Annotated in this window: 25 protein-coding genes, 1 pseudogene, 1 riboswitch and 1 other annotated feature; of the genes and pseudogenes, 2 read left to right on the top strand and 24 right to left on the bottom strand. The window is 52.5% G+C overall.

Annotation, left to right across the window (positions count from 1 at the left end):
• Positions 1 to 46: 46 nt before the first annotated feature.
• Both ACKGJP_RS15790 and ACKGJP_RS15785 read right to left on the bottom strand, forming a co-directional pair.
• Entirely contained in the window at positions 47 to 247 is a 201-nt protein-coding gene (locus tag ACKGJP_RS15790; RefSeq protein ID WP_409346572.1) for a hypothetical protein, read from the bottom strand.
• Positions 234 to 842, bottom strand: a complete 609-nt coding sequence (locus tag ACKGJP_RS15785) for a lysostaphin resistance A-like protein (RefSeq protein ID WP_409346571.1) — start codon at positions 840 to 842, stop codon at positions 234 to 236. Before ACKGJP_RS15785 ends, ACKGJP_RS15790 begins: the two co-directional genes overlap by 14 nt.
• Before the next feature lie 200 nt (positions 843 to 1,042).
• On the opposite strand from ACKGJP_RS15785, the gene ACKGJP_RS15780 reads away from it, so the two are divergent.
• Complete coding sequence (locus ACKGJP_RS15780; protein ID WP_409346570.1) at positions 1,043 to 1,969, top strand: hypothetical protein; 927 nt, start codon at positions 1,043 to 1,045, stop codon at positions 1,967 to 1,969.
• Between the two features lie 138 nt (positions 1,970 to 2,107).
• On the opposite strand, the gene ACKGJP_RS15775 is transcribed toward ACKGJP_RS15780, so the two are convergent.
• On the bottom strand, positions 2,108 to 2,425 hold the full coding sequence (locus ACKGJP_RS15775; RefSeq protein ID WP_409346569.1) for a rhodanese-like domain-containing protein: 318 nt from the start codon (positions 2,423 to 2,425) through the stop codon (positions 2,108 to 2,110).
• Between the two features lie 188 nt (positions 2,426 to 2,613).
• Positions 2,614 to 2,867, top strand: a binding site (T-box leader).
• A 66-nt stretch (positions 2,868 to 2,933) separates the two neighbouring features.
• On the opposite strand from ACKGJP_RS15775, the gene serA reads away from it, so the two are divergent.
• A complete protein-coding gene (gene serA, locus ACKGJP_RS15770) occupies positions 2,934 to 4,520 on the top strand; it encodes a phosphoglycerate dehydrogenase (RefSeq protein ID WP_409346568.1) in 1,587 nt (528 codons plus the stop codon).
• A gap of 203 nt (positions 4,521 to 4,723) precedes the next feature.
• Here the strand turns inward: serA and ACKGJP_RS15765 are convergent, their stop codons facing one another.
• The 21 genes and pseudogenes from ACKGJP_RS15765 to ACKGJP_RS15665 all read right to left on the bottom strand — a co-directional run bounded on the left by ACKGJP_RS15765 (position 4,724) and on the right by ACKGJP_RS15665 (position 25,553).
• Positions 4,724 to 6,535 (bottom strand): ATP-binding protein, encoded by a 1,812-nt coding sequence (locus ACKGJP_RS15765; RefSeq protein ID WP_409346567.1) that lies wholly within the window; start codon positions 6,533 to 6,535, stop codon positions 4,724 to 4,726.
• Positions 6,535 to 7,251, bottom strand: a complete 717-nt coding sequence (locus ACKGJP_RS15760; RefSeq protein ID WP_409346566.1) for a response regulator transcription factor — start codon at positions 7,249 to 7,251, stop codon at positions 6,535 to 6,537. Before ACKGJP_RS15760 ends, ACKGJP_RS15765 begins: the two co-directional genes overlap by 1 nt.
• 149 nt (positions 7,252 to 7,400) lie before the next feature.
• Positions 7,401 to 8,651 carry a cytochrome c biogenesis protein CcsA gene (gene ccsA / locus ACKGJP_RS15755; RefSeq protein WP_409347176.1) on the bottom strand — a complete coding sequence of 417 codons (1,251 nt, stop codon included), beginning with the start codon at positions 8,649 to 8,651 and terminating at the stop codon, positions 7,401 to 7,403.
• A gap of 23 nt (positions 8,652 to 8,674) precedes the next feature.
• Positions 8,675 to 10,333 carry a cytochrome c biogenesis protein ResB gene (locus ACKGJP_RS15750; RefSeq protein WP_409346565.1) on the bottom strand — a complete coding sequence of 553 codons (1,659 nt, stop codon included), beginning with the start codon at positions 10,331 to 10,333 and terminating at the stop codon, positions 8,675 to 8,677.
• Between the two features lie 14 nt (positions 10,334 to 10,347).
• A complete protein-coding gene (gene resA, locus ACKGJP_RS15745; RefSeq protein WP_409346564.1) occupies positions 10,348 to 10,872 on the bottom strand; it encodes a thiol-disulfide oxidoreductase ResA in 525 nt (174 codons plus the stop codon).
• A gap of 91 nt (positions 10,873 to 10,963) precedes the next feature.
• Positions 10,964 to 11,704 (bottom strand): pseudouridine synthase, encoded by a 741-nt coding sequence (locus ACKGJP_RS15740; RefSeq protein ID WP_409347175.1) that lies wholly within the window; start codon positions 11,702 to 11,704, stop codon positions 10,964 to 10,966.
• Between the two features lie 151 nt (positions 11,705 to 11,855).
• Positions 11,856 to 12,197, bottom strand: a complete 342-nt coding sequence (locus tag ACKGJP_RS15735) for a hypothetical protein (protein WP_409346563.1) — start codon at positions 12,195 to 12,197, stop codon at positions 11,856 to 11,858.
• An 81-nt stretch (positions 12,198 to 12,278) separates the two neighbouring features.
• Complete coding sequence (locus ACKGJP_RS15730) at positions 12,279 to 12,812, bottom strand: spore maturation protein (protein ID WP_409346562.1); 534 nt, start codon at positions 12,810 to 12,812, stop codon at positions 12,279 to 12,281.
• A 238-nt stretch (positions 12,813 to 13,050) separates the two neighbouring features.
• Complete coding sequence (locus tag ACKGJP_RS15725) at positions 13,051 to 13,641, bottom strand: nucleoside recognition domain-containing protein (protein ID WP_409346561.1); 591 nt, start codon at positions 13,639 to 13,641, stop codon at positions 13,051 to 13,053.
• A gap of 6 nt (positions 13,642 to 13,647) precedes the next feature.
• A complete protein-coding gene (locus ACKGJP_RS15720) occupies positions 13,648 to 14,814 on the bottom strand; it encodes a D-alanyl-D-alanine carboxypeptidase family protein (RefSeq protein WP_409346560.1) in 1,167 nt (388 codons plus the stop codon).
• Between the two features lie 213 nt (positions 14,815 to 15,027).
• Positions 15,028 to 15,528 carry a GerW family sporulation protein gene (gene ytfJ, locus ACKGJP_RS15715; protein ID WP_409346559.1) on the bottom strand — a complete coding sequence of 167 codons (501 nt, stop codon included), beginning with the start codon at positions 15,526 to 15,528 and terminating at the stop codon, positions 15,028 to 15,030.
• An 82-nt stretch (positions 15,529 to 15,610) separates the two neighbouring features.
• On the bottom strand, positions 15,611 to 16,297 hold the full coding sequence (locus ACKGJP_RS15710) for a DUF2953 domain-containing protein (protein ID WP_409346558.1): 687 nt from the start codon (positions 16,295 to 16,297) through the stop codon (positions 15,611 to 15,613).
• 132 nt (positions 16,298 to 16,429) lie between these two features.
• Positions 16,430 to 17,167: an SMC-Scp complex subunit ScpB gene (scpB, locus tag ACKGJP_RS15705; RefSeq protein WP_409346557.1), complete on the bottom strand. Its 738-nt coding sequence runs from the start codon at positions 17,165 to 17,167 to the stop codon at positions 16,430 to 16,432.
• Entirely contained in the window at positions 17,136 to 17,918 is a 783-nt protein-coding gene (locus ACKGJP_RS15700; protein WP_409346556.1) for a segregation and condensation protein A, read from the bottom strand. The genes scpB and ACKGJP_RS15700 overlap by 32 nt, the downstream gene beginning before the upstream one ends.
• A 121-nt stretch (positions 17,919 to 18,039) precedes the next feature.
• On the bottom strand, positions 18,040 to 18,510 hold the full coding sequence (ribE, locus tag ACKGJP_RS15695; RefSeq protein ID WP_409346555.1) for a 6,7-dimethyl-8-ribityllumazine synthase: 471 nt from the start codon (positions 18,508 to 18,510) through the stop codon (positions 18,040 to 18,042).
• A 101-nt stretch (positions 18,511 to 18,611) separates the two neighbouring features.
• Positions 18,612 to 19,844: a bifunctional 3,4-dihydroxy-2-butanone-4-phosphate synthase/GTP cyclohydrolase II gene (locus ACKGJP_RS15690; RefSeq protein WP_409346554.1), complete on the bottom strand. Its 1,233-nt coding sequence runs from the start codon at positions 19,842 to 19,844 to the stop codon at positions 18,612 to 18,614.
• 33 nt (positions 19,845 to 19,877) lie between these two features.
• Complete coding sequence (gene ribE / locus ACKGJP_RS15685) at positions 19,878 to 20,564, bottom strand: riboflavin synthase (protein ID WP_409346553.1); 687 nt, start codon at positions 20,562 to 20,564, stop codon at positions 19,878 to 19,880.
• Between the two features lie 15 nt (positions 20,565 to 20,579).
• Positions 20,580 to 21,689 carry a bifunctional diaminohydroxyphosphoribosylaminopyrimidine deaminase/5-amino-6-(5-phosphoribosylamino)uracil reductase RibD gene (gene ribD, locus ACKGJP_RS15680; protein WP_409346552.1) on the bottom strand — a complete coding sequence of 370 codons (1,110 nt, stop codon included), beginning with the start codon at positions 21,687 to 21,689 and terminating at the stop codon, positions 20,580 to 20,582.
• 389 nt (positions 21,690 to 22,078) lie between these two features.
• A riboswitch (FMN riboswitch) is annotated at positions 22,079 to 22,289 on the bottom strand.
• Between the two features lie 1,106 nt (positions 22,290 to 23,395).
• A pseudogene (locus tag ACKGJP_RS15675) lies at positions 23,396 to 23,656 on the bottom strand (peptidylprolyl isomerase); the annotation flags it as partial.
• Between the two features lie 142 nt (positions 23,657 to 23,798).
• The gene (locus tag ACKGJP_RS15670) at positions 23,799 to 24,236 is read right to left on the bottom strand and encodes a peptidylprolyl isomerase (protein ID WP_409346551.1); all 438 of its coding nucleotides are present in this window, start codon (positions 24,234 to 24,236) and stop codon (positions 23,799 to 23,801) included.
• Positions 24,237 to 24,377: 141 nt separating this feature from the next.
• A complete protein-coding gene (locus tag ACKGJP_RS15665) occupies positions 24,378 to 25,553 on the bottom strand; it encodes a trans-sulfuration enzyme family protein (RefSeq protein WP_409346550.1) in 1,176 nt (391 codons plus the stop codon).
• Positions 25,554 to 25,610: the final 57 nt, after the last annotated feature.

Raw genomic sequence — 25,610 nt, 5'->3', positions numbered from 1 at the left:
ACAAAAGTTATATAACAGTTGCAATTCAGATACGAACAGTCCCGATTTACGTTTCCCGGTTCTCCCATAAAAACCACCCGATCAACGACGCGATGAGCAGCATGAACAAAGCCAGCAGCGTCCTGTAAAATATTTTCGTCCACTTGCCGCTCTCCGCCGGATGGGAGACGCTTCGCGGCGGCAGTCCGCTTCCCTCTTCTTTGTTATCGCCGGCGGCAGCGCCATGATGTCTTTTACTCCTTGTCATTTGCTTCCCTCCGAAAACGAATCATGCAGCCCATTACGAAATCGATCGCAAAATGAGCCATAATAGGCGTCCATAGCGTGCCTGTTTGCACATAGATCAAGCCGAGGCCGTAGCTGACGCCGAACACGAGCCCCGTCATAATCCAATGCCGCAAATACCGGATATGGATCGCGGCAAACAGGATACTCGTCCAGTAAGGACCGAATGCGTGCTGGACGGCACCGCGGAAAAGCAGCTCTTCGCAAACCGCCACCACCAGGGATATTAGCGCGATATGCCAGATCGGTCTTCGGCCGAACAGCTTGTCGTTAATCCCGCCGTCGTCGGCGACGTCTTCCGGAACGAAACGCGAGATGAGCATGTCGACCGCGATGAAAGCGGCGGCGAATCCAAGTCCCCAAAGCACGATGCGAAGAGGCTCCGCGAACGATAAATGTTCCCAAAATTTATTTTTCTGAAAAAAGAAGACGATCATTCCGATAATAAGAGTAAGCGCCTGTGTCAGATACAAATTCGCGAGCAAAAAGCGGTCGTCCAATTCGTCGATATTGCGAACCTGGAAACGGATATTTTTAAGAAACTTCCATTTTTTCATGCATTCCCGCCTTTTCACGCCATAAAGTTGGTAAGTCGCAAGTCTGTTGTGTCGCTGCTCCGCGTGGACGGCATATTCCTTTTTGGCAAGGGATCCCCTATACTAGGCTTATCGACCTATAATTTGTCGAATGGAAGAGGAAACACGCAATTTGCGCCGTCGAAACACGCGCCTACATCATCGCCCGAAAGGAGCTGCTTATGGAGAGAAAATTGACACGCTTTGACTACATATTCGTCTTTATCGTTATCTTTTTGCTGCTGTGCGCGTTCGGATCTTTTTTCCTTGGATTCGGCATGGGCAAGGGACGCGCGGAAGCCAAATACGAAGCGATCTTAGCGAAGCAAGAGGAAGAGGCAAAGGGGTTCACCGCTTACCATCAAACGTACTTGGTCTCATTCTATCATACCGTCTTTCTCCCGTATAAGGATTTCCAGAACAAGTGGTTCATGCGCTGGAACGAAATCGAATCGCAGGGCGGCTCCGTCGACCCCGCATCCATCATTAAAGAACTTGGCAAGCTCGCCGACGAGAAGTATGAAAGCATGGTGACGAATACGATGCCGGAATCGTCGCCTTTGCTGAAGGAAGCGCACGAGCAATACCTGAAAAGCCTGAAGCTTTTCGCCCATGCCGCCAAGAGCTTTCAGTCCAAAGCCAATTCCGTCAAAGGCAGCGTGCTGGCCGGCGAAATGGAGAAGGATGCGGCGTTCGCCGATGCCAAGCTGTTCGCGCTCCAAGGTCAGAAGCTGTACTATGACGCGATCGTCAAATGGAACGAATCGGCCGGCGGAGAACTGAAGGCTGCGGAGCTGCTCAAGAACGCCCCTCTTACCATCGACGAGTGGAACCAGCTGAATTTGAATCTCAAGAACAGCTATATTTCCAGTTTACTCGTTACGGGCAAAACGTTCAAACCGTTCAACCCGCAAGATCTCGTCTACCATGTCGACCAGATGATCAAGTCCGGTCAAGCGAAAAAGATGAACGCCGGAAGCGTTCAACAAACCGTCGATATTTTAGTCGGAACGGGAGCCGTCCGGCAAGGGGACTTCCTCGGCGGCAAAGCGAAGTGGTATGCGAACGAAACGCTGCCGCAGCTGCCTTTCTTTTCGGAATCGAAATGATCGGGTGCTGCCAGACGCACCACCTAATTTGCGTCGCCGGATCCAGCCTGTCATCATAGTAAAGCAAAAACCTCCACCGCTGTTAAGCGCATGGAGGTTTTTGGTGTACCTTGTCGTCCTAACGGTTTCCGGCGACAATCAATCGTATTGAAAACCTCTCAAGCTTGCTACCGCCGCCATGCCGCCATTCACATTGATAACGTCGCCGACACTGTTCTCTTCCAAAAAGCGGCACACCATCATACTCCGGACGCCGTGAGCGCAAATGACGTATACCGGCTTGTCGCGGGCGATTTCGCCAAGCCTGCCGGGTATCGTCTGCATCGGGATCAGCTCGGCCTCCCCCAGATGGTAGTAGTCCCATTCTTCTTGCTCTCTGACGTCCACCAGCTGCGCCTCATCGAGCGAGCCGTCCGCCATCAGCGCAAGCAGCTGTTCGGGATCGATCTGTTTCATTGCTCCGTCCTCCCCCTCGATCATTTTCTTTACTTGAAGAATAGCAATAATCGCAACAAAAGTGAAGCGTTCACGCTCGTATAGATGCCGACGCCTTCGCTCATATTAAAGACAATATTGTGACATTTTGGCGGTAGTCTATTGACATGCCTGAATCCATCGTGATAAATTATGAAAAACGATAGCAAGAAACGACGATGAAGGAACCAAGCATCAAGGATTACCTACAGAGAGCCGGTTATTGGTGGAACCCGGCGGTTTGATCGATGCGGAGCATTCCCGAGTCATGGCGCTGAACGACAGTTGCGAGTAAAGCTTCCGTTCAATAGGCGCTGTCGGCAGGAAACCGTTACCTTTCCAGGTTTGCAAAAACCAATGAGGCTGTTCGCGAAAGCGTTCGGCGAATTAGGGTGGTACCACGAAATCAACTCTCGTCCCTTCATACGTAATCCGTATGAAGAGCGGGAGTTTTTTATTTTCAAACATTATGCACAGGGGGAATAACCAAATGTTTAAAGTACTCGTATCCGATCCGATCAGCGACATGGGCATTCAACAGCTTCACGACGCGGAGGATGTCACGGTCGACAAGAAGACCGGCCTCTCCGAAGACGAGCTCGTTGCCATCATCGGCGATTATGACGCCCTTCTCGTTCGCAGCCAAACGAAAGTAACCGAGCGCATCATGGAAGCCGGCAAAAAGCTGAAGGTCGTCGGCCGCGCCGGCGTAGGCGTCGACAACATCGATCTGGAAGCAGCCACCAAACGGGGAATCGTCGTCATCAATGCACCGGACGGCAACACGATCGCCACTTGCGAGCTCACGTTCGCGATGATGATGTCCGTAGCCAGGCAAATTCCGCAGGCGTACAAGAAAACCGTCGGCGGCGAATGGGACCGCAAAACGTTCGTCGGCGTCGAGCTTCGCAACAAGACGCTGGGCGTCGTCGGCATGGGCCGGATCGGCGGAGAAGTCGCCAAGCGCGCCAAAGCTTTCGGCATGAACGTAATCGGCTACGATCCGTTCCTGTCCGAGGAGCGCGCCGAGAAAATGGGCGTTAAGCTGGGGACCGTCAACGAAATCGCGGCGCAAGCCGATTTCATTACCGTTCATACGCCGCTGACGAATGAAACGCGCGGTATTATCGGTAAAGACCAGTTTGCGATTATGAAACAAGGCGTGCGCATCATCAACTGCGCCCGCGGCGGTATCGTCGACGAGAAAGCGCTCGTTGACGCGATCGACGGCGGCATCGTTGCCGGTGCGGCATTCGACGTATTCGTCGAGGAACCGCCGGCGCCGGATCACCCTTTCCTGAACAACCCGAAAATTATCGTAACGCCTCACCTTGGCGCTTCGACCGTCGAAGCTCAAGAAAATGTCGCCATCGACGTTTCCGAGGAAGTACTTCATATTTTGCGCGACGAGCCGTTCAAAAACGCGGTCAATATGCCTCCGGTACCGGCAAGCGTGCTGAACATCCTGCAGCCGTATTTCAATCTCGGCGAGAAGCTCGGCCGGTTTGCCGGTCAAATCGCGGACGGCGCTGTCAAAGAAATTAACGTCAGCTATTCCGGCGAGCTTGTCGACGTCGACGTATCGCCGCTTACCCGTTACATTGTAAAAGGCGTACTGTCCAACCATCTGGCAGGCGAAGTCAATATCGTTAACGCGATGCATCTGGCCAAAAACCGCGACGTTAACGTCGTCGTTCAGAAGTCGTCGGCGGCTCAAACGTTTACGAACCTCGTTACGGTAACGCTCAAAACGAAAAACGGCGACCGCACCCTCTCCGGCACGCTGCTTTCCGGCTACGGCGAGCGGATCGTGCAGATCGACCAATATCCGGTCGACATTGCGCCGGAAGGCACCCTGCTGCTTATCTCGCACAATGATAAACCGGGTATTATCGGACGCGTGGGAACGCTGCTCGGCAGCAACAACGTCAACATCGCATCGATGCAGGTCGGACGGAAAGTGGTCGGGGGCTCGGCAATTATGATGCTGACGATCGACAATCATGCGACCGACGCCGTGCTTGCAGAGCTGACCAAGCTGCCGGAAATCATGCACGTGAAGGAACTTGCGCTGTAATACGGCGGGCTCGATGTTCCACGGGCAACAAGATTTTCCTCGACATTTCTACAAATAACCTCACAAAGTGACGGAATCGCCAGGCGGTTCCGTCTATAAAGACTAAAGAAGCTATCCTTCCGGCAGATTGCTCTGCCCGAAAGGATAGCTTCTTTTTTCATACCGAAAGGCTTACGGAACCCTATTTCCTTGGCCGCCGTTCTTCATCCTTTTATCTCCGTCGGGAGCATGATCGAGAATATCGTCCCTTTGCCCAGCGTGCTTTTTACTTGTATCGTGCCCTGATGCGATTCTACGATGTTTTTCACGATGGCGAGTCCGATCCCGGTCCCGCCTGAGCCTGATGAGCCGCGCGTCCGCGCTTTGTCCGCTTTGTAGAAACGTTCAAATATATACGGCAGATCGTCGGGAGGAATCCCTTCCCCCTGGTCTTCCATATCGATTTGAATGCAGCGCTTCCCTTTGACGAGCACCGTAAACGTTCGCATCGTGATTTCGGCTCCGGGAGGCGTATGGCGGATCGCATTGTCCATCAGATTCGTCAGCACCTGCTCGAGCCTGTCCTCGTCCGCCCGCAGGAGCGTCGCATTCGGGACGCGGAAATCGGCATTCAGCTTAATTTCCCTTTCCTTGCTGAGTACGGAAAATTTGCGGTACACCCGCTTGAGCAGGCCGTCCAAGTCGGTTTCGCGGAATGTCATTTCCATATGTCCCGCTTCCATCCGCGCCAGATCGAGCAAATCGCGCACCAGTCTCCCCATTCGCAGAGACTCGTCATGAATGACCTGTACGAGCTCCTGCCGCTCTTCCGGCGTAGCGGCTATGTCGTCAAGCAGCGCCTCGCTGTAGCCCTGGAGCATAGATAGCGGCGTACGCAGCTCATGCGAAACGTTGGCGACGAAGTCCTTGCGGAGCTTGTCCAGCCGGTGTTCTTCCGTGACGTCGCGAAGAACGGCAACGGCGCCCCGTACGGCCTCCTGCGAATAGAGCGGAGCCATCGTAACCGACCATACCCCGTTCTGAACGTGCAGCTTCGTCGTTATTTGCCTGGTCGCTTGAGCCACGCTCTCGAACAGCTGCAGAAGAGGTTCCGGAACCTGCTTGCCTTCCCCCTCCACATCATCCCACTGAATAGCCCGCCATTCCTCCAGCAGAGCTTCCCCCTGCGGATTCGTAAACGCGATGTTGCCGACCGCATCGAACGAAATGACTGCATCGGCCATGCTTCTAAGCACGCTGCTTAAATTTTCCGTTTCGTGGTTGAGCGCTTTGACCGTTTGCTCCAGCCTCTCGCCCATATGATTGAACGTATTCGTAAGCTCCCCGATTTCATCGCTCGTTAGCGGCGCTACGCGGATGCCGTATTCCCCTTGGGTGATTTCCACCGCTGCTTGCTTCAGCTGCACAAGCGGCCTCGTAATCCGCGTAATCAGGAAGAAAGCAAAAAAGGTCGTGAGCAAAAATCCGATGAAGGAGACGAGCGCAAACAGTTTTTTGACATACAGCTGCGTATCCTCTACCGACTTTTTCGACTGGTACACGACGATCGCGCCGATCGTTTCGGCCTTCGAGGCGTCTTGCAGCGGCACGATGACGGCGAAGTAATCGCCGAACGATTTGCTTACCGCTTTGCCGGTCGCGAACACGACTTGAAGATCCGACTGATGAATGATATCGTCCAAAATGCCGATCGTTTGTCCGCCGAAGGAAATCGGCATCCCCGTATCGACCGCTTTACGATCGACAAGCGCCATCCCCGTTTCCTGGGCGACAAGCAGCTCGTTCATCGATTCGACGTACGCTTCCTTCGTATCGCCGCCCGTACCGATATGCCGGTACGCTTCCTTCGAAATTTCCCCGGCAAGGCGGGATAGTGACTGCTCCTGTTCATGCTCGCGCGGGAAGCTGGTGTCGATGTACTTAAATAAAAACAAGCCGAGTATGATCAGCACTACGGCAACTAGCCCAATGATGGTCATCCACAGCTTGCCTACTACGCTTCGGAATATAAACACTATTTCGGCACCTCTAACTTATAGCCGACGCCCCAGACGGTCGTAATCATCGCGGCCGCATCAGGCGATACTTTGTTCAGCTTCTCCCGCAGACGCTTCACATGCGTATCGACTGTGCGCAAATCGCCGAAAAACTCGTAATTCCATACGTCCTTGAGCAATTCCTCGCGCGAAAACACTTTATCCGGCGTAATCGCCAAATAATGCAGCAGCTCGTATTCTTTCGGCGTGAGCGCGATTTCCTGTCCTCCGGCCGTTACCCGGTGCGCATCGTGCTCGATCACGAGATGAGGAAACACGATGTTGTTGCTCGAGCTTACGTCCTTCACCAAGTAAGCCGTAGCCGACGAGCGGCGCAGAATCGCCTTCACCCGGTAAATAACCTCGCGCGGACTGAACGGCTTGACGACGTAATCGTCGGCACCTACCTCAAAGCCGCTTACGCGATTCGCTTCCTCGCCTTTGGCGGTCAGCATAATGACCGGCGTCGCCTTTTGCTGGCGAAGGCGGGTACATACTTCTATGCCGTCGATGCCCGGCAGCATCAAATCGAGCAGAATGAGATCGAAGTCGCGTTCGACCGCTTTTCTCAGCGCGGATTCGCCGTCCTCGGCTTCGTCAATCACGAAACCTTCTTTCTCGAGATACATTCTAAGCAGCCGCCGAATCCGTTCTTCGTCATCGACGATCAAAATGTTCGCTTTCATTTCCGTCATCGCATGCAGCCTCCCATCTCTATCTGAAAACCCTTCTTTTAACCGCAAGCCCGCCGGCAACGGCGCTAATCGCCGCCATGTACCGGCAGGCCTGCATGAATGGCTACTTACATTTTTCGACAATCACCACGCTGATTCCTGCAAAAACCTTAAACTCCTGCGTAAGAATGCAGGCCCGCGATAACCAGGTTAACGCCGATCAGCGTAAACATGACGACGAGGAACCCTAGAACCGACAACCATGACGACCGCTTGCCCATCCAGCCTTTCGACAACCGCAGGTGAAGATAGGCGGCATAGAAGAGCCAGGTGATAAGCGCCCATACTTCCTTCGGATCCCAGCCCCAGAACCGGCCCCACGCTTCATGCGCCCATATCATCGCGAAGATAAGGGCACCCAGCGTAAAGATCGGGTAACCGATAACGATCGCACGGTAGCTGATCTCGTCGAGGTCTTCGGCATCGATCCCGTTCAGCACCGGGCTGATCGCCCGGCTGAGCGGCTTGCGAACGATCAAGCGAAGCAGTCCGTACAACAGGAAACCGGCGACAATCGTCCAAATGACGGTATTCGTCTTCCGAGCGGCGAGCCAGGACGGCGCCTCGAAAGGCGGTTCTTCCATTCCGAGGAATGGCGTCATCTCCAGCTGAGTCGAGCCGTGAGGTTTAATAAGCGGCGGCAGCACGTAAACCGTCTCTCTCGCGATCGTTTGCTCGACGCCGGATTTATCCGTTTGCGTCACATCGACGGTGAAGCGCGCCTTGTATCCTGCCCCGTTGAATGCGAAAACGGCGGCGACGAATGCAAGGATCATAATCATGAAAAAGATCGTAAACTCGACTCCACGCTGTTCTCTGCGGGACGATTTCGAAGTACCCGTAAAATCGATCGTCCGCAGCAGGTGCATCAGACCGCCTGCAAAGCCGACCGCGAAGAAAGCTTCTCCGGTCGCAGCCGTAGTGACGTGAATTTTGAGCCAATAGCTTTGCAGAGCCGGGATGAGCGGCTGTACGTCCTGCGGAAAAACAGCGGCATACGCGAGTATGATGACTCCGATCGGCAGCGCGAATATTCCGATGACAAGCGTGCGGTATATCAGATACACAATGATATAAGCAAAAATAATCATCATGCCGAGGAAGGTCATGAACTCAAACATGTTGCTCGTCGGAATGTGCCCGGCTAAATACCATCGCGTAAAGAAAAACAACAGATGGCTGACAAAACCGGCTACCGTGGTGATGAAAGCGATTCTTCCCCACCGCTTCATATGCGCCTCAGGATTGGTTCCGCTCCATTTCTTCCCTGCGACGGCGATTACAAATAACATAAACCCCAGGCAATACAACAAGAACGTTAACGTAAAGAACGTGTCATTGTACGCGCTGACGGCGTCCATCAAATCATTGAAGATCGTCAAGACTAGCTTCCTCCTTTTTCCGCCAGTTGCTTCAAGTCAACCGCGATACCTGTCTGCTTCAAACTGTCGGCAACCTCTTTGCGGATACCGAACCAGTTTTTATTCGTATGCGCTCCGATCGACATCCGGCCGTTATCGATGCGAATCCAGACGCGGCGGTGCTGCCAGTAGGTGCCCATCAATAATCCGATCATAGAGATGGTCGCGCCGATCCAAATATACGGCATGGCGCGGTCTTTCCTGATATTCAGGTAGCTCGTGTAAGCCGCGATTTTGACGTCATCCATCGTGCCTACCGCAATGTCGAGCTTCGTGCCGATCGCGCCGTTAATATCGTTCTGGCGGAACGTTTCTTTGTCGATCTGCTTCGGAAAGTACATGAACAGTTCGCCTTCCTTGGCAAGCTCGGGACCGGTAATCGAGAAAATGAACGCCGGTGCGTTCGGATCCTTCGTCTTGGTCATCGGCAATCCTTTATCGTCAAGCCCGAAATCCGGGAAATACCCCTTAACGTCAAGCTTGTACGGTCCCGCCTGATACGAAGGCTGCGGATTGAACATATCGAGTTCGAACTCGCCGTACACTTCGCCCGTTTGTTTGTTTTTGAGTTTGGGCGTAGCGGCAAGCAGCATCGGCGTTTCCTTATAATCGAACTGATACGCCAGAAGCCCTTTGTATTCAAAAGGTTTATTGACGATAATGTTTTGCCTGTGCACTTCCTCGAGCTGGGGCTTCTTGCTCGGGTCGTCGCAGTCGGCTGTGCAGGTATACAAAATCGCTTGCGTTTCGTATATTTTCGGCACGGACGTATCGCGTTTTTTGAAATCCTCCGACATTTCTTCTTCCGTGTAATACTCGACCGTAAACCGGTCATTCTTCAAATAATAAGGCGTTTCCGGTATTTTGACGACACGGCCTTCCAAAAAGCCCATGTATTGGTCCATATGCCAGCCCGGGATACTCCTTGCCAGAACGGCTAGCAAAAAAACGATGAGCCCGATATGGTTAATATAAGGCCCCCAACGGCTGAACCTGTACTTCTCGGCGAGCAGCGCGGTTCCGTCCGTATGTACGCGGTAATGGCGCTTTTGCAGCTTTTTGGACACTTGTTCGATCCAAGCCTGATGATCCGTTTCTCCAAGATCCGTTTGATAGGACACCTTTTGCCGCATAATGAAGCTTAGATGCTTGCGGATTTGCTGTTTGTTCAGCGCTTTGTAGAGAGGAAGCACACGGTCCAAGCTGCAGATGACGAGCGATGTGCCGATCATGAAGAGCAGCGTGATGAACCACCACGATTCGAACGTATGCGAGAGTCCGAGCAAATAATAAAGATGGCCCCAGGTGCCGTACGTGTCCTTGTAGTAAACGGAGAAATCGGTGTTGATGAACGTATTTTCCTGCGGGTAAACCGTGCCGAGCGCAGAAGCGACAAGCGTAATGATAATCAGATAGACGGCGATTTTAACGGAGGAAAAGAAGTTCCACACTTTGTCGATCACGTTCGGATTATGCTTCTGCGAGCGTCTTGCCATGCCATCGTAACGCATTTCAAGAGGCGCCGTTCCATCATCCTCCAACAGCGGCTTGCCACACGACTCGCAAAGCACGGTGCCGACCGGGTTCTGATGTCCGCATTCGCATTTGGTGTTCTGAAACAATGTGTACCCTCCCGTCACTTACCGAGCATGGCGGTGATCGTCTGATCAATGTACGATTCCGTCATTTCGCCTACTTTAATCGTATGAACCTTGCCGTCCGGCTTGATGAAAAAGGTTGTCGGATACTGGATAACGCCGTATTTTCTGCGAATTTCCTCCGACTGGTCGAGCAAGATCGGGAATTTCACCTTCACCTGGTCCACATAGCCCTGTGCCGTAATTTTGTTCTCAGCCACATTGAGGCCAAGCACAGTGAGCCCCGTTGCAGCCCATTTCTCCGATTGGCGTTGCAGCGCTGGCATCTCGTTCCGGCACGGCTCGCAGTAGGAGCCCCAGAAATTGACAATCACGCCTTTGCCTTCGTAATCGGAAAGCTTATGCGTTTGTCCGTCCAAACCGGCCAATTTGAATCCTGGAGCCTCGTCGCCGGCCTTCGGAATTTTGTCCTCGTTGAACAAATTTCCGGCAATCGTCCAAGCGCCAATGACCACGATGGCAAGCAAAATGGTAATCTGGATCCACTTTCTATTTTTTCCCACTTCATTCACCTTCAACCGCTTGAGAATTGTTTGCAAAGCTAAACTCATTATAGCGAACTTTCCCGAATCGGAAGATTACTGATTTTGAATTTTATGTGTCCGCTTTCTGCGTCAGCTTGGCCGCATCCTGCAGGCTTCGGATTTCCTCGGCCGTAAGATGCCGGAACTTGCCCCGCTGCAATCCGGCTAGAGGGATCGGACCGAACTTGACCCGCTTCAGCTTCTCTACCGGAAACTTGATGGCGTCAAACATGCGCCGCACCTGGCGGTTGCGTCCTTCGTATATCGTTATGGAAATGACCGTTTCATTCGCCGCCGGATCGACGTCGACATAATCGACCTCCGCCGGAGCGGTCATCCCGTCCTCGAGCTTGACTCCTTTAGCCAGCTTTTCGAGCAACGAGCCGTGCGGAACGCCCTTGACCTTGGCATGATACGTTTTGGGCACATGATGCTTCGGATGGGTCAGCATATTCGCGAACTCGCCGTCATTCGTCAAGATCAGCAAGCCTTCGGTATCGTAATCAAGCCTTCCCACGGGATACAGCCGTTCGGTGATGCCATGCAAAAAATCGGTCACCACTTTGCGTCCGCCCGGATCGTCTACGCTCGTAATGACCCCTTTGGGTTTGTTCATGATAATATAAAGCTTCTTTTGCGCCTTGATGGGCTTGCCGTCGACTTTGATTTGGTCTTTCGCCGGGTCCACCTTGGCTCCAAGCTCCTTCACGGGAATGTCGTTGACCGTCACTCTGCCTGCCGTTATGTATTCCTCGCATTTGCGCCTCGAGGCTATACCTGCTTGTGCCAATACTTTTTGCAACCGTTCCATCTCTTTGTGCCACCCTTCCATGATCGTAACGAATAAATAGTGCATGTTAACGGAACGCCTTATCGGTCGCCCGCAATATGCTTGTCCCTGTAAGAGGCGTCTAAACGCGAGCATTAGGCCATACGCAGTTCGCGCTCGCATAGACGATATGCTAATGATAACGATCATTGTCCGAAATCACAAGTTCCGCCCAAGGAAAATACTTGCCGGGACAACGATGACCGTGCGGAAAAATACGCTCATGGGAGAAACCGAACGATTCGGATACGCGAACGATAAGCTTAGACAACAAAAAAATCTGCTCCTTCAGTTCAGGAACAGAAACCGTATGCGGCTTGGCGAAATCGCCCTCCACGCAAATATGGATATACTCCGAATCCGTCCGGTCGGATGCCGGAAAAATCGAGCCGCTCTTGGAAATATAGAAATCGTAGCCTTTGCCGTTAATGGACGAACAAGCCGAATCGTGAATGATGATGCCCGTTACCTGCATGCCCTTCACCTCTAACGCATTCTAGTGCTAGCAGTATATGTGCGCGTCAAGGCGAATGTTCTGCCGTTCCCTCTTGAAAACTCAGGCAAAGACGAGAAAGCAAATGGCAATAGCCGCGATAAAGCCTACCGCATCCGAAATAAGTCCGACCTTCAGCGCATAGCCCGCCTTGCGAATGCCTACCGCTCCGAAATAAACGGTCAGCACGTACAGGGTCGTATCGGTACTCCCTTGAATGGTCGAGGCGATACGTCCTATCATCGAATCCGGACCGAATTCGCGAATCAGGTCGGTCGTAAACGCGAGCGAGCCCGCTCCGGTTATGGGCCTCAGTACGGCGAGAGGAAGCACCTCTCCCGGGATGCCCACTTTATCCAGAAGCGGCCGGAAGACGCCGACAAGAAGATCCATTGCACCCGAGGCGCGAAAAACGGTAATGGCGACCATCATGCCGACAAGATGCGGAATTATTTTTATGGCCGTATCGAAGCCGTCTTTGGCTCCTTCTACGAAGGATTCGTAGGCGGGTATTTTTTTGTAAGCCGCATAAAGAGGAATGAAGACGATAATGACCGGGATAGCCCAAGCCGAAATGAGCGAGACCAATGCGTACAACGGTATACTCCCCTTTCCGGAACACGAATGAAACTGCGGCGGCAAGCGCCGCTAAAAGTGCGAGTTCAAAAAGTCGACTTATCAGCACCGAGAAGGTTGCGTGAAGCTGAAGAAGGAGGAGCGGAGTTTAGGCAAAACCTAAATGAGCACCAGACTTCGAAGTTGAACGCAAGATTCGATGTCGAATCCACTTCTCGAAACTCATCGTGATCATAAGGTGTCTTTTTGAACATCCGCTTTAACGCAGATTGCGAATATATTGCCGCCTGTACCAGCGGTCGGCGACAATGGCCGCGGTTGTCGATATGGCGGTAGCGATGAGCGTCGTTCCGACGATCTCGGCCGGATTGAGCGACTGGAAATTCATTCGGATCGCGATCAGCGTCGTCGGAACAAGCGTGATGCTCGACGTGTTGAGCGCAAGCAGCGTACACATGGCGGGACTTGCGATTTCCTTGTGCCCATTCAGCTTTTGCAGTTCCTGCATGGCTTTGATGCCCATCGGGGTAGCTGCATTGCCTAGCCCTAATATGTTGGCGCTCATATTGGACATGATGTAGCCGAGCGCCGGGTGATCGGCCGGAATGCCGGGAAACAGGAAGCGGACAAGCGGCCTCAGGAGCTTGGCTAGCTTCTCCAACAGTCCGGCGTCTTCCGCAATTCGCATGATGCCGAGCCAGAACACGAGAATGCTGATCAAACCGAAGCATACCGTTACGCCCGTTTTCGCCCCGTCGAATACGGCTTGCGTCACGGCTTCGATATTTCCGTTAATGGCCGCCACGACAAATCCCGCCAAAATGAAAAACAGCCATATGAAGTTTACCATTTCGCCTCACCTCGCTTTGCCCGTAACGAGCGTCCGGATCAAGATCCGTATCTTGTCGATATAGCGGTCGCCCCCGCTTGCCGCGGTTTCTCCTGCCAAGAAACCGAATGTCCCCTGTTCTTTGCCGTTAGGCAGAGCGCTTCCTTCCGCATAAAGCGGAACTACGCCGACATCCGCACCTGCTACGCTTATCCTCATCTTGCCGACAATGCCAAGACGGTAGTTGAGGGATTCGCTGCCCTCCAGCTCGATTTTGCGCGTAATCCGCTCCGTCTCCGTCTGCTCCAGCGGATAGGAAACCGTTCGGCCTGCTACCAGCCCTTGACCGACCGACTCGCCTTTCTCAACGAGCATGTTTAGCGGATAGTTGGCAAAGCCGTAATTCAGGAGCTTCGTATGATCCGCCCAATCTTGGCCGTCGTTGATCGTAACGGCGGCGAGCTGTTGTCCGCTCCTGGTCGCCGAGGAAACCAGGCAGCGTTTGGCAAGCTTCGTGTATCCCGTTTTCACGCCATCCGCACCGTCGTACAGACCGAGCATTTTATTCTTGTTCAGCCATGTATAATCCCATGATTCGTTAGGGTTCGGCGCTTTTTTGGTTTCGGTCTTGACGATTTCCTTAAATACGGGGTTCTTTAGAGCATACGCGGTCAGCTTCGCCAGATCGTTCGCCGACGAGTAATGGCCGGCTGCATCGAGACCGTGCGGGTTCATAAAATGAGAATGAGACAGCCCCAGTTCCTCCGCCTTCTGGTTCATCAAGTAGACGAACCCTTCCTCAGAGCCGCCGACATGTTCGGCGATAGCCGTAGCGGCATCGTTCCCCGAGCGCAGCATCAAGCCGTACAGCATATTGTGCAGGCTCATCTCTTCGCCCAGCTTCAAGTAAATCGACGATCCCTCTTTGCCGAAAGCCCGTCCGCTTACTTTCACTTGGTCGGAAAGCTTTCCGTTCTCGATGGCGACGATCGCGGTCATGATTTTGGTCAGACTGGCAATCCGCAGCTGCTTGTCTCCGTTATGGCTGTACAACAGCCGGCCGGAAGTCACATCGATCAGTGCGGATGCTTCCGCATTCGTCCCTACGGCAGGGGCCGCAAAGGCAGGCGTGTTTACGGACCCTCCGGATAAAGCGAATACTAACGCAACGAAACACAAGAGAATCTTTTTCATGGCCATCCTCCCGAAACATGACGGCTGCGCTTGGCTGCTGCCCCACCGCTTTTCCGCCGCCTTGTGGCATCCATACTTGTACATGTATATGCCCGTCCCGGGAGGATCATGTCCAAATTACCTTTCGTTACGCATGGTTCCGCAATGCAAACAAGCCGCCTTCAGAAGAAGGCAGCCTGAGCGAATTTCGGGCATGCAGCCAGGAGGCGGCTTTTAAACGATATAGTTTTGTTCCGTCTTGGACTTTACCGTTTCACCTGAATCCGTTGTCCCTACTTGTGTAGAGGACGTCGTTGTTGTCGTGGTACGGGCATTCCTCATCATGTTTTGGATCCGGTCGAATACATGCGGCGCCGAATCGATCAAGCGCTCGTATAAATGCGTCGTGTTATCAAGCGGCACGACTTTAACCCCTTCTTTGCCGACTACCAGGAAAGCGATCGGCTGGATGGATACGCCGCCCCCGCTGCCCCCGCCGAAAGGCATGGCGACCGAAGCGTTATGCGAATCATTCTTGGAAGCGGATTGCTCCTCGAAATCCCCGCCGAATTCGCTTCCGCCCGCGGCAAAACCGAAGCCGACTTTAGAAATCGGAATAATAACGCTGCCGTCGGGCGTTTCTACGGCGTCCCCTACAATCGTATTGACGTCGACCATGTCCTTAATATTTTCCATCGCGGTTTTCATCAGACCTTGAATCGGATGATCTGCCATTGTCATATTGCCTCCTGTCTTTAAGTTCAGAATGATTCGTATTTAGCGTCCCCTGAGCGGAAAAAGTTTATGTAAGCATCCGTTAACTTGCCGGATTGCTCTCCAATTTCGTCTTTCTACGTTTGTACGCACGGTTCCCGCGGATGTAACGAACCAGCAGCCGCATCCCGGCGAGCAGCACTACACCCAGCCGCATCTGGAACATGAAACGCACTTTCGTCGCGAACTGCATGCGGTTATACTGGGGCTGCACCAGAAGCTCCGGCTTGGCGTCCAGTTTTACGAAACGGAACAGAATGCCGAGCAGCGACGTTTTAAGCCCCCAAATCGCACCGGTTAGCACAGCCGTTTGCGCAGCATCCCCAATCCCGATATAGGTAGCCCATTGAAGCTGGGTGCAATGAACACGGGCAAGCGTTCCTTTCACCCAGTCGGCGAACCCGACGATCCGTTCCAGAAGCACATTCGCCTTCCGGTATAAGTCGAGAAAGCGGTCGGGTGATACGTTATCCCCTACCCCATCCATCAGAACGTTCTTTTTGCGGTCGACGGTCTCCGATCGGATCTCGATCCCTTCAAAAATCCCGAGAAACCGGATGATCGGGACCTCATATTTGAAGCGGACGATTCCGAACAAGGCGCGGGCTTCGACAAATAAATGATCGTCGGCCCCCACACGAGAAAAATACAGTTTTAACCGTATACGGCTTGCCAACAGGACTGCAAGAAGTGCAACCGCGACCGCTCCGGCCCATAACCAACTCATCATCCGAGCCCCCAGTTCCGGCAACGCCAAAAAACTCCGTACCGCTTTGCGTCTTCAGCAGCCGCAGAAGCGGCTCCGAAGCTAAAAGCACGGAGTTAGTATGACCGTATCCTATGGAAACCATGCTACCCGAGGTCAGCGTTCCGGATCTTCCTTCAAAAAGTCGGGAAGCTCGATTTCCATCTCGCCGATGTCCGTTTGCGTTTCCGTTACTGCGGCGATTTCATCCTCAGCCGGATCAAAGCCTTCCTCGTCTGCCGGTTCGTCTCGTCGCTTGCCATCGATGTCGTCGATCGTCAATTGGCGGTCGAGCTTCGAAAACAGCAGGCGCGTTTCATCTTCAAGGCTCAAATCGGCCTCGAATGAAGAGGAATCCGGCAAGTCCTTCAAGCTGCCAAGCCCGAAATAGTCCATAAATTGCTTGGTCGTCCCATACAAAATCGGACGGCCGATGGCTTCGGCGCGGCCAATCTCTTCAATCAGTTCTTTGGCCACTAGCGTATGGAGCGCACGGTCCGATTTAACGCCGCGAATCTCCTCGATATCCACTCTCGTAATGGGCTGCTTGTACGCAATAATGGAGAGTGTTTCGAGCGCCGCTTGCGATAAATTCGTCCGGGAAGGCGTATGCGCCAACCGTTCGAAATATGGCGCGTGCGCAGGAATGCTCGCCATTTGAAAGGTGCCGGCAATTTCAACGATCTGCAGGCCTCTTTCGTCTCGAATATAATCGGCTTGCAGCTCGTGAACCAGTTCGACGGCAATTTCCCTCGGCAGCTGCAGAACATCTGCCAGCTGCTTGCTCTCAATGCCTTCGTCCCCCGATACGAACAGCAAACCCTCAATAATTGATTTCATCTGACGGTAATCCATCAAGCTGCACCTCTTCCCTTGCCTCGATCACAATGTCGTCAAACAACCGGTGCTGGAAGCAGACGATTTTTTTGACCTTCATCAGCTCAAGCAGCGCCAAAAACGTTACGACGACGTCTTCTCTCGAAAAATCATCGGTCAGCAGCTTCGTGAACATCATTTTGCCGCCTTGCTGCTCGAGCACGGAAACGACTTGGAACATACGGTCTTTGACCGACACTTCGTCCCGTCTGATTTTCGTGACAACGTTTCGACTCGCCATTTTGCGAAGCGCTTTTTGAAAAGCCAACAAGAGATCCGCAACATGAAGCCCCTGTACCGGGTTCTCTTGCACGACGGGAACGTACGGCGTCAGATCCGCCGGCTCCCTGGAGTAAATTAAGCTGCGCTCCAGTTCTTTTTCCCGAAGCTCGACGGCGATTCCTTTGTACTTCCTGTATTCGATCAGCTTCTGCACCAGCTCGGATCTCGGATCCTCTTCCTCCATATCGAAGAGCATATCGTCCATCTCGATAACGGGCGGCTTAGGCAGCAGCATTTTGCTTTTGATCGAAAGAAGCGTCGCGGCCATAACCAGAAACTCGCTCGTCACATCGAGCTCCAGCTCCTGCATTTGCGATAAATAATCCAGGTATTGATCGGTAATCTCTTTAATTGGAATGTTATAAATATCCACTTCCGCTTGATCGATAAGATGAAGCAGTAAATCAAGGGGGCCTTCAAACGTATCCAGCTTAAATGTAACCTTCAAAGCCCCAGTCCCCCTCATAATCCTCGCTAGTAAAAAAGTTGCTGCGCAGTCTTAAACCGATTACCTGCAGGAGGGGCGTAACCTTTACCCCCTCGCGGCAAAATACCCGGCGAACCCGAATTTATGCCTTCAGTTGTTTGACTAGATTAACCATTTCGATGGCCGTTGCAGCCGCTTCCCAGCCTTTATTTCCGGCTTTCGTGCCTGCGCGTTCGATTGCCTGCTCGATAGAATCGGTAGTAAGCACGCCGAAGATAGTCGGAACGCCCGTTTTCAATCCGATGGCGGCTACGCCCTTCGAAACTTCGCTGCAAACATAGTCGAAATGCGGCGTAGATCCGCGGATTACCGCGCCGATCGTAATGACGGCGTCATATTTGCCGCTTTCGGCCATTTTCTGCGCGATCAACGGAATTTCGAAGGCGCCCGGCACCCATGCGACTTCTACGTCATCCTCGGACGCACCGTGACGCTTCAGCGCATCCAGCGCTCCGGACAGCAGCTTTCCGGTAATAAATTCGTTGAAACGTCCGACGACGACCCCATATCTGGCTTGCTGCGAAATTAGTTGACCTTCGTACATTTTCGGCATAATGAACTCCATCCTCTCTGTGAGTGAACCATATCTATAGTAGGTTTGGCAAGCATCGTTAGGCTTATTTACTGAACGGTAATTCCTCTTGGGACTGTGTTTTAAGCGGTCCCCGTTTCGTCGGCATCCGTAAATTTCAACATATGCCCCAGCTTTTCCTGCTTCGTATGCAAATAGTTGCGATTATTTTCATTTTCCTTCATTTGAATCGGCACGCGCTCGACGACTTCGAGGCCATACCCTTCAAGACCGCGTATTTTTTTCGGGTTGTTCGTAAGGAGCCGGATTTGTCTAACGCCGAGATCCTTCAAGATTTGAGCGCCGATGCCGTAATCGCGCAAATCCGCGGCAAAGCCCAGCTTCAGATTCGCATCTACCGTGTCCAATCCTTGTTCCTGCAGGTTGTAGGCGCGCAGCTTGTTGATCAGGCCGATGCCGCGTCCTTCCTGGCGCATATAGAGTAGAACGCCTTCGCCCTCTTCCTCGATCGTGCGGAGCGCCGCTTCCAGCTGAGGTCCGCAATCGCAGCGATGGGAGTGAAAAATATCGCCGGTCAAACATTCCGAATGCACCCTGACAAGCGTCGGCCGGCTGGAATCGATTTTGCCTTTGACAAGCGCGACATGCTCCTTGCGATCCACCTCATTGGTATAGGCGATCATCGAGAACACGCCGAAATCCGTCGGCATTTTCACTTCCGCTTCGCGGGTTACGAGCTTTTCCTTTTCATTGCGGTAATGGATCAAATCTTGAATCGTAATGATCTTGAGGTCGTGCTTCTCGGCGATTTCCATGAGCTCGGGCACCCGGGCCATCTCGCCGTCTTCCTTAATGATTTCGCAAATGACCGCTCCCGGATAAGAGCCGCACATGCGGGCCAGATCGACGGCAGCTTCCGTGTGGCCGGCCCGGCGCAGCACGCCTCCCTTTTTGGCAATCAGCGGAAAAATATGTCCCGGTCTGCGAAAATCGCCAGCCAGCGTATTCGGATCGATCAGCGCTTGAACGGTCCGGGATCGCTCGGATGCGGAGATGCCGGTCGACGTGTCCGTATGATCGACGGAAACCGTAAACGCCGTACCGTGATAATCGGTATTGCGCGCTACCATGGGAGGGAGCTCCAACTGAGCGGCGCGTTCCTCCGTAATCGGGGCGCAGACGAGTCCCCGTCCTTCTTTTATCATAAAGTTGATGACCTCAGGCGTCGCCTTCTCGGCAAGCGCGATAAAGTCGCCTTCGTTCTCGCGGTCCTCGTCATCCACCACGATAATCGTTTTGCCCATAATCAGATCGTATATCGCTTCCTCAATCGTATGAAAGCGGATGTTTGTCATGACGCTCACCCCTTATCCTAATAAATATTCGGCCTATAGAAAACCGTTCTCCGCAAGAAATTCCGCCGTCAAACGCGACGATTTAGCTGGGCCGCCGCTTTTCGAAGCGAGTTCCGGCTTTTCCGCTCCGCGGTAAAAGAGCAGTCTCTCGATATATTTGCCGAGCAGATCGGTTTCGATATTGACGGATGCGCCGGGCTGCTTATGCTGCAAAATCGTCTGCGCCAGCGTATGCGGTATTATGGATACCGAGAACGAACGCTCGTCAACGCCGATCACGGTCAGGCTAATACCGTCAATCGTTATCGACCCGCGCGGCACGATATATTTCATTGCGTCCGTATTCTCGAGCTCTATGGTAAAATATACGGCGTTCTCCTCCGGTCTCCTTGCCGTAATGCGTCCCGTCGCATCGACGTGGCCTTGAACGATATGTCCCCCGAACCTCCCTTGAGCGGACATCGCGCGCTCCAGATTGACGCGATCGCCGGCACTTAAAAGAGACAGATTCGTATGACGGAACGTCTCCGGCATTACGTCTACGGTAAAGCTGCCCGCATCAAACGAGATCACCGTAAGGCAAACGCCATTAATCGCGATGCTATCGCCAAGCTGAACATCGCTCATGATACGCTTCGCAGCAATCGATAAGACCATCGTCTGGCCTTGTTTGCCGATGCGCTGCATAATCCCGACTTCCTCGATTAGTCCGGTAAACATATGCTTCCCTCTCCCTTACCGGTCACCGTAAACCGGGTATCCTGTAATGCAAACGTCGTCTCCGAAGGTTTCCACCTGGATTCTCTCCAATTTGACAGCTTCGGCCATTCGTTCGAAACCGTCAAACGCAAAGCTTCCTGGCGCTTGCAGGCCGCCCACAATCTTCGGAGCGAAGAAGAGGCGGCATACGTCGATCAATCCGTTTTCCAGCATCGCACCGTTCAACCGGCCTCCGCCCTCCAACAAAATCGATCCGATTTCCTTCTCCCCGAGCAGCTTCATCGCCTTCCGCAAGTCGACTTGCGGTCCTTCGCCGGTATGGATCAGTTCTATACCTCTGTCTGCCAGACGCTCTGCCTTATCTTGCGGCGCTCTTGCCGTGGTAAGCACGATAGTCGGCGATTGTCCGTCAAAAACTTTAGCATGCTCCGGAGAACGCAGCGTCGAATCGACCACGATCCGAATCGGCTGCAGCGCATCCACAGGAAGCCGCGTCGTCAATTGCGGGTCGTCGGCGATTATCGTCCCGGCTCCCACCATGATCGCTTGATGACGGTGACGGAGCGTATGCACATAGGAACGGGATTTTTCGTTCGTTATCCATTTGCTGTCGCCGGTGCGGCTTGCGATTTTGCCGTCAAGCGTACAGGCGGTCTTCAGGGTGACGAACGGAAGGCGGCTGACAATATATTTGTTAAACGGCTCATTCAGGGCAGTCGCCTTCTCCTGAAGCACCCCTACCTCGACGACGATGCCATGGGAACGCAGCTTCTCGACTCCTTTGCCGGCAACCTCCGGGTTCGGGTCTAGGCAGGCGACCACTACCTTCGCCACCTTCTCCTTGATGAGCAGATCGGCGCATGGCGGCGTTCGGCCGTAATGGCTGCAAGGCTCCAGCGACACATATACCGTACTGCCCTCCGCTTCGCTCCCGGCCATGCGAATCGCATGCACCTCCGCGTGCTCGGTACCGCGCCTTAAATGGGCGCCCATGCCTACGATCCGCCCATGCTTCACGACGACGCACCCGACGACCGGATTTATTCCGGTTTGCCCCTGGGCGGCTTCAGCCATCTGCAGGGCCAGGCGCATATAAAAAGTCGAATCCATCGTATCCGTTGCCATCACCTCTTCTCGAATATCGGGAACGCCAAAAACACCCGCAACAGAAGGTCGGGGTGAAGAAAAGAGCACAAGCCGGCCATTACCGGACGTATCCCGGCAGGCAATATGTTGTTATCCGTATCGCACATCCGTCTGCGCATCTTCTTGTTCCAGCTGATATCCGCGATTCTAATCCCGCAGCCATCGCATGGTCTACGAGCTGGCCATCGGAATGAAAGCCACGCTTTCCGACCTCGCGACACGACGAAATAGAGCCGCTTCGCCCTATAAACCATAGCCTCATAAGGCTAACACTAATAAACCGCATGATACGGTATATTAGACGGGCGAAACCGATATCGCGAAAATGTGAAAAAAAGTACATATGACGTCGGCTCAACGAAACAATTATGCTCCTTCTCCCATCCAGACTTTAACTGTCGGTCTCGGAATTGCACCGAGTCCACCGGTTGATCTCGCATCCAAGCACGGTCGGCAACTTAACGCCCACGAACTTCGAAATGCGATGCCACACGGGTCACGGACTGACCGGATAGCGGAAGAAGCCGCCTCATCCGGATCACCGCCGGTCGGGAATTTCACCCGGCCCCGAAGGATATCCTATGAAATTGTCGTTGTATTTTCAGAAAAGCCTTACTTTGATTGAAATAGTACCACTGTGTCGCAAAAAAAGCAAGGCTAATCATTCCTATTTTTCGCATTGATTTTGTCGACATTGATTCGTCGGGACAATTGAGGAAAAAAATGGAGGGCAATTTAGTAACGCGGGCTATCAGGGGCTAAATTATGGGCTATATTATGGGATATATTATGGGCTATATTGTGGGCTATATTGTGGGCTATATTATTGGCTATATAATGCTATATCATTCTCTATATTACGAGATACATCACAATCTATATCATTGCATATAATCATAGGCCATATCACGAGACATATCACGAGCAACTCCTAGGCTACATAAAGGGCTACTTCTTTGGCTACTTCTTTGGCTACTTCTTTGGCTACTTCTTTGGCTACTTCTTTGGCTACTTCTTTGGCTACTTCTTTGGCTACTTCTTGGGCTACTTCTTGGGCTACTTCTTGGGCTACTTCTTGGGCTACTTTCAGGACTTATAGCCGTTATCCATAGCTAAATCCATGACTGGAAATTCCGCGCTCCCCTCCAGTTGTGGGCTTCTCCCCGCGTTCCGCCCCATCCGGTTTTAGAGCAAGTTTGCCGGATCCAAGCATGCGGGAGGACCATTATAAAGTTAGTGAGCCAAAGTTCACTATTACTAAAGCAACGTTCACTATTTTCACACAAATGCCTTAAAACCAACAGGATAGTGAACCATACGTCACTATTTTCCCTTTACGTTCACTAATAGTGAACTTCCCTTCCTTAATCCCCATTTAAACCGTTGTCCAAGCCAAAATAATGAATTTATGTTCACTAATAGTGAACTTCCCTTCTCTAATCCCCTTCCAAACCGCTGCCCAACCCCAAATCATGCATTTACGTTCACTACTAATGAACCCAGATCCATAATCACTCACCTACGGGATCCCTCCAAGACACTCGTCTCCTTTTCCCAAGCGATCTATCCATCCGCGAACCCGGATGTTCGTCTCTACCAATTAGACAAAGACGGATACATGAATATCCGGACAAAAAAACGGACGCACGAGCCAATACGGCTCATGCGTCAGCGGGAAAACATGATTACACTTCAACGACCTTAACCGACTCCATCTTGTCGCGGCCTTGGAACTTGTCTACATGCTCCATTCCGGATAACACTTTGCCGAATACGGTGTGCTGTCCGTCTAAATGCGGTTGCGGCTGGTAAACGATGTAGAATTGGCTGCCGCCTGTGTTGCGTCCGGCGTGAGCCATAGCGACCGAGCCGCACTCATGCTTGTTCGGGTTGATTTCGCAGTTGATTTGGTAGCCGGGGCCGCCAGTTCCCGTTCCGCTCGGGCATGTTATTGACTGCCAAGAAGTGCATTAATTGGATCAATTAATCTTATCTCGATTTCAACTTTTCTAAAAATTCATTTCTTCACTTCTCCGCTCATAGTAAAATCCCCTCAATAAAAATATACTGAGGGGATTTTTCACAATACTATTCTTCCCAAACTTTAACTTCTTTCATTTTATCGCCCTGTTTGATCGAATCAACATATTCCATACCCGATATAACATTTCCGAACACTGTATGACCACCGTCAAGGTGAGGTTGTGGTTCGTATACGATAAAGAACTGCGAGCTTCCTGTGTTGCGTCCAGCATGTGCCATAGATAATGCTCCACGTACATGTTTAGACGTGTTTGTTGCTGTCTCACAGTCTATAGTGTAACCTGCGCCACCTGTACCAGTTCCGTTCGGGCAACCCCCTTGGGCAACAAAACCTTTAATTACACGATGAAATGTTATACCGTTATAAAAGCCCTCATTCGCCAATTTTTCAAAGTTTGCTACCGTGTTCGGCGCTTCTTCAGGTAAGAAATTTATTTCAATTTTATTACCATTTTCAAGTTCAATAAGTCCTTTTTTTGCCATAGCTTATCTCTCCTTGTTTGTCCTAAGTTTTATCAAAAGAAGTGTACCATATATGAGCAAATCAACGCAATTTTATAGGCGTATTTGTTGCCCGGTAGGATCATACCGTAAAAATATTCCGGTTGCAACCGCAGACTCGGTTTACACCATCGTTTCTACGCCCGCCGCGGCAAAAGAACGGCGCATATCGCCGATCAGCTCGACAGGATCCTCCAGACCGACATACATTCGGACCAGCACCGTTCCGTTCCGCTTCTGCTCGTCCGATTGCCTAGTGGCTATTATTAAGCTCTCATAGCCGCCCCAGCTTACGCCGATGCGGAAATAGTCCAGCTTATCCGCCCAGACGCGTACCTGCTCGACAGGCAGCTTTAGCTCGATTGAAAATAAACTGCCGCCTCCGCTCATTTGCGTTTTGCCCAGCTCGTGCTGCGGGTGGGCGTCCAGTCCGGGATGATGAACGGCGGCGACGAAAGTCTGCCTTTGTAAGAAGCGGGCAACCTCAAGCCCATGCTCCTGCAGCTGCTGCATGCGCAGCGGCAGCGTTCGCAAGCCGCGCAGAACGAGCGATGCATTCTGGGGTGACATGATGCCGCCAAACAGTGTAAACTCGTTGCCGTTGATGGCCTTTAGCTCATTTTTGCTGCCGATGACCACTCCCCCCACAATGTCGCTGTGGCCGCCGATATACTTGGATATGGAATGCACGGACAAGTCTACCCCAAGCAGAAGCGGTTTCTGATAACATGGCGTGGCCCATGTGTTGTCGATGATCGTTTTCGCGCCGATCCGCTTGGCGATAGCAACCCATTCCCGCAAATCCTGCAGCTCGAAGCGCATGCTCGTCGGACTTTCCATGTAAAGCAGCTTCGTATTCGGCCTTATGGCTTCCTCTAGGGCGGCAAGGCTCGTACCGTCGACGAAGGTCGACTCGACGCCGAATCCGCTCAAATATTGCTCCAAAAACCGTTTCGTAACGCCATAAACCTGATCTACGCAGACTACGTGATCGCCAGACTTGACCGCCGACATGATAGCTGCCGTGATAGCCGCCATCCCGGAACCGAAGCAGCGGGCCGCTTCTCCGCCTTCAAGCGCCGCAAGCCTTTCCTCAAGATGGCGAACCGTAGGATTATTCCCTCTCGTGTACACATAATGATCGAAGAAACGGTCGGTCGCCGCTTCGAAGGCATCGTGGCTTGGAAAGGTGAACAGGCTGTTCTGGTAAATCGGCATAGTGACGGCGCCGTAATGGCGTTCATCGTGACCGTCATGCGCGACTAGGGTCCAGTCGTGCTTTTTATTTTGATGACTCATGTCGTACATTCCTCCCGGTAGGTATGTATGTCAAAAAGCACCGGGGCTTACGCCCCG

Source organism: Paenibacillus litoralis, assembly GCF_046244365.1.
Taxonomy (GTDB): domain Bacteria; phylum Bacillota; class Bacilli; order Paenibacillales; family NBRC-103111; genus Paenibacillus_V.
Note: the sequence above shows the minus strand (reverse complement) of the source record. Positions and strands in the feature narration are given on the sequence as shown.

Excerpts from the sequence above, each read along its gene's own strand:
- ACKGJP_RS15790 (WP_409346572.1), bottom strand. The coding sequence starts at position 247 with ATGACAAGGAGTAAAAGACATCATGGCGCTGCCGCCGGCGATAACAAA.
- ACKGJP_RS15785 (WP_409346571.1), bottom strand. The coding sequence starts at position 842 with ATGAAAAAATGGAAGTTTCTTAAAAATATCCGTTTCCAGGTTCGCAAT.
- ACKGJP_RS15780 (WP_409346570.1), top strand. The coding sequence starts at position 1,043 with ATGGAGAGAAAATTGACACGCTTTGACTACATATTCGTCTTTATCGTT.
- ACKGJP_RS15775 (WP_409346569.1), bottom strand. The coding sequence starts at position 2,425 with ATGAAACAGATCGATCCCGAACAGCTGCTTGCGCTGATGGCGGACGGC.
- serA (WP_409346568.1), top strand. The coding sequence starts at position 2,934 with ATGTTTAAAGTACTCGTATCCGATCCGATCAGCGACATGGGCATTCAA.
- ACKGJP_RS15760 (WP_409346566.1), bottom strand. The coding sequence starts at position 7,251 with ATGACGGAAATGAAAGCGAACATTTTGATCGTCGATGACGAAGAACGG.
- ccsA (WP_409347176.1), bottom strand. The coding sequence starts at position 8,651 with ATGGACGCCGTCAGCGCGTACAATGACACGTTCTTTACGTTAACGTTC.
- ACKGJP_RS15740 (WP_409347175.1), bottom strand. The coding sequence starts at position 11,704 with ATGGAACGGTTGCAAAAAGTATTGGCACAAGCAGGTATAGCCTCGAGG.
- ACKGJP_RS15735 (WP_409346563.1), bottom strand. The coding sequence starts at position 12,197 with ATGCAGGTAACGGGCATCATCATTCACGATTCGGCTTGTTCGTCCATT.
- ACKGJP_RS15725 (WP_409346561.1), bottom strand. The coding sequence starts at position 13,641 with ATGGTAAACTTCATATGGCTGTTTTTCATTTTGGCGGGATTTGTCGTG.
- ACKGJP_RS15720 (WP_409346560.1), bottom strand. The coding sequence starts at position 14,814 with ATGAAAAAGATTCTCTTGTGTTTCGTTGCGTTAGTATTCGCTTTATCC.
- ytfJ (WP_409346559.1), bottom strand. The coding sequence starts at position 15,528 with ATGGCAGATCATCCGATTCAAGGTCTGATGAAAACCGCGATGGAAAAT.
- ACKGJP_RS15710 (WP_409346558.1), bottom strand. The coding sequence starts at position 16,297 with ATGATGAGTTGGTTATGGGCCGGAGCGGTCGCGGTTGCACTTCTTGCA.
- scpB (WP_409346557.1), bottom strand. The coding sequence starts at position 17,167 with ATGGATTACCGTCAGATGAAATCAATTATTGAGGGTTTGCTGTTCGTA.
- ribE (WP_409346555.1), bottom strand. The coding sequence starts at position 18,510 with ATGCCGAAAATGTACGAAGGTCAACTAATTTCGCAGCAAGCCAGATAT.
- ACKGJP_RS15690 (WP_409346554.1), bottom strand. The coding sequence starts at position 19,844 with ATGACAAACATCCGCTTTCATACGATTGAGGAAGCGATATACGATCTG.
- ribE (WP_409346553.1), bottom strand. The coding sequence starts at position 20,564 with ATGTTTACCGGACTAATCGAGGAAGTCGGGATTATGCAGCGCATCGGC.
- ribD (WP_409346552.1), bottom strand. The coding sequence starts at position 21,689 with ATGGCAACGGATACGATGGATTCGACTTTTTATATGCGCCTGGCCCTG.
- ACKGJP_RS15670 (WP_409346551.1), bottom strand. The coding sequence starts at position 24,236 with ATGGCAAAAAAAGGACTTATTGAACTTGAAAATGGTAATAAAATTGAA.
- ACKGJP_RS15665 (WP_409346550.1), bottom strand. The coding sequence starts at position 25,553 with ATGAGTCATCAAAATAAAAAGCACGACTGGACCCTAGTCGCGCATGAC.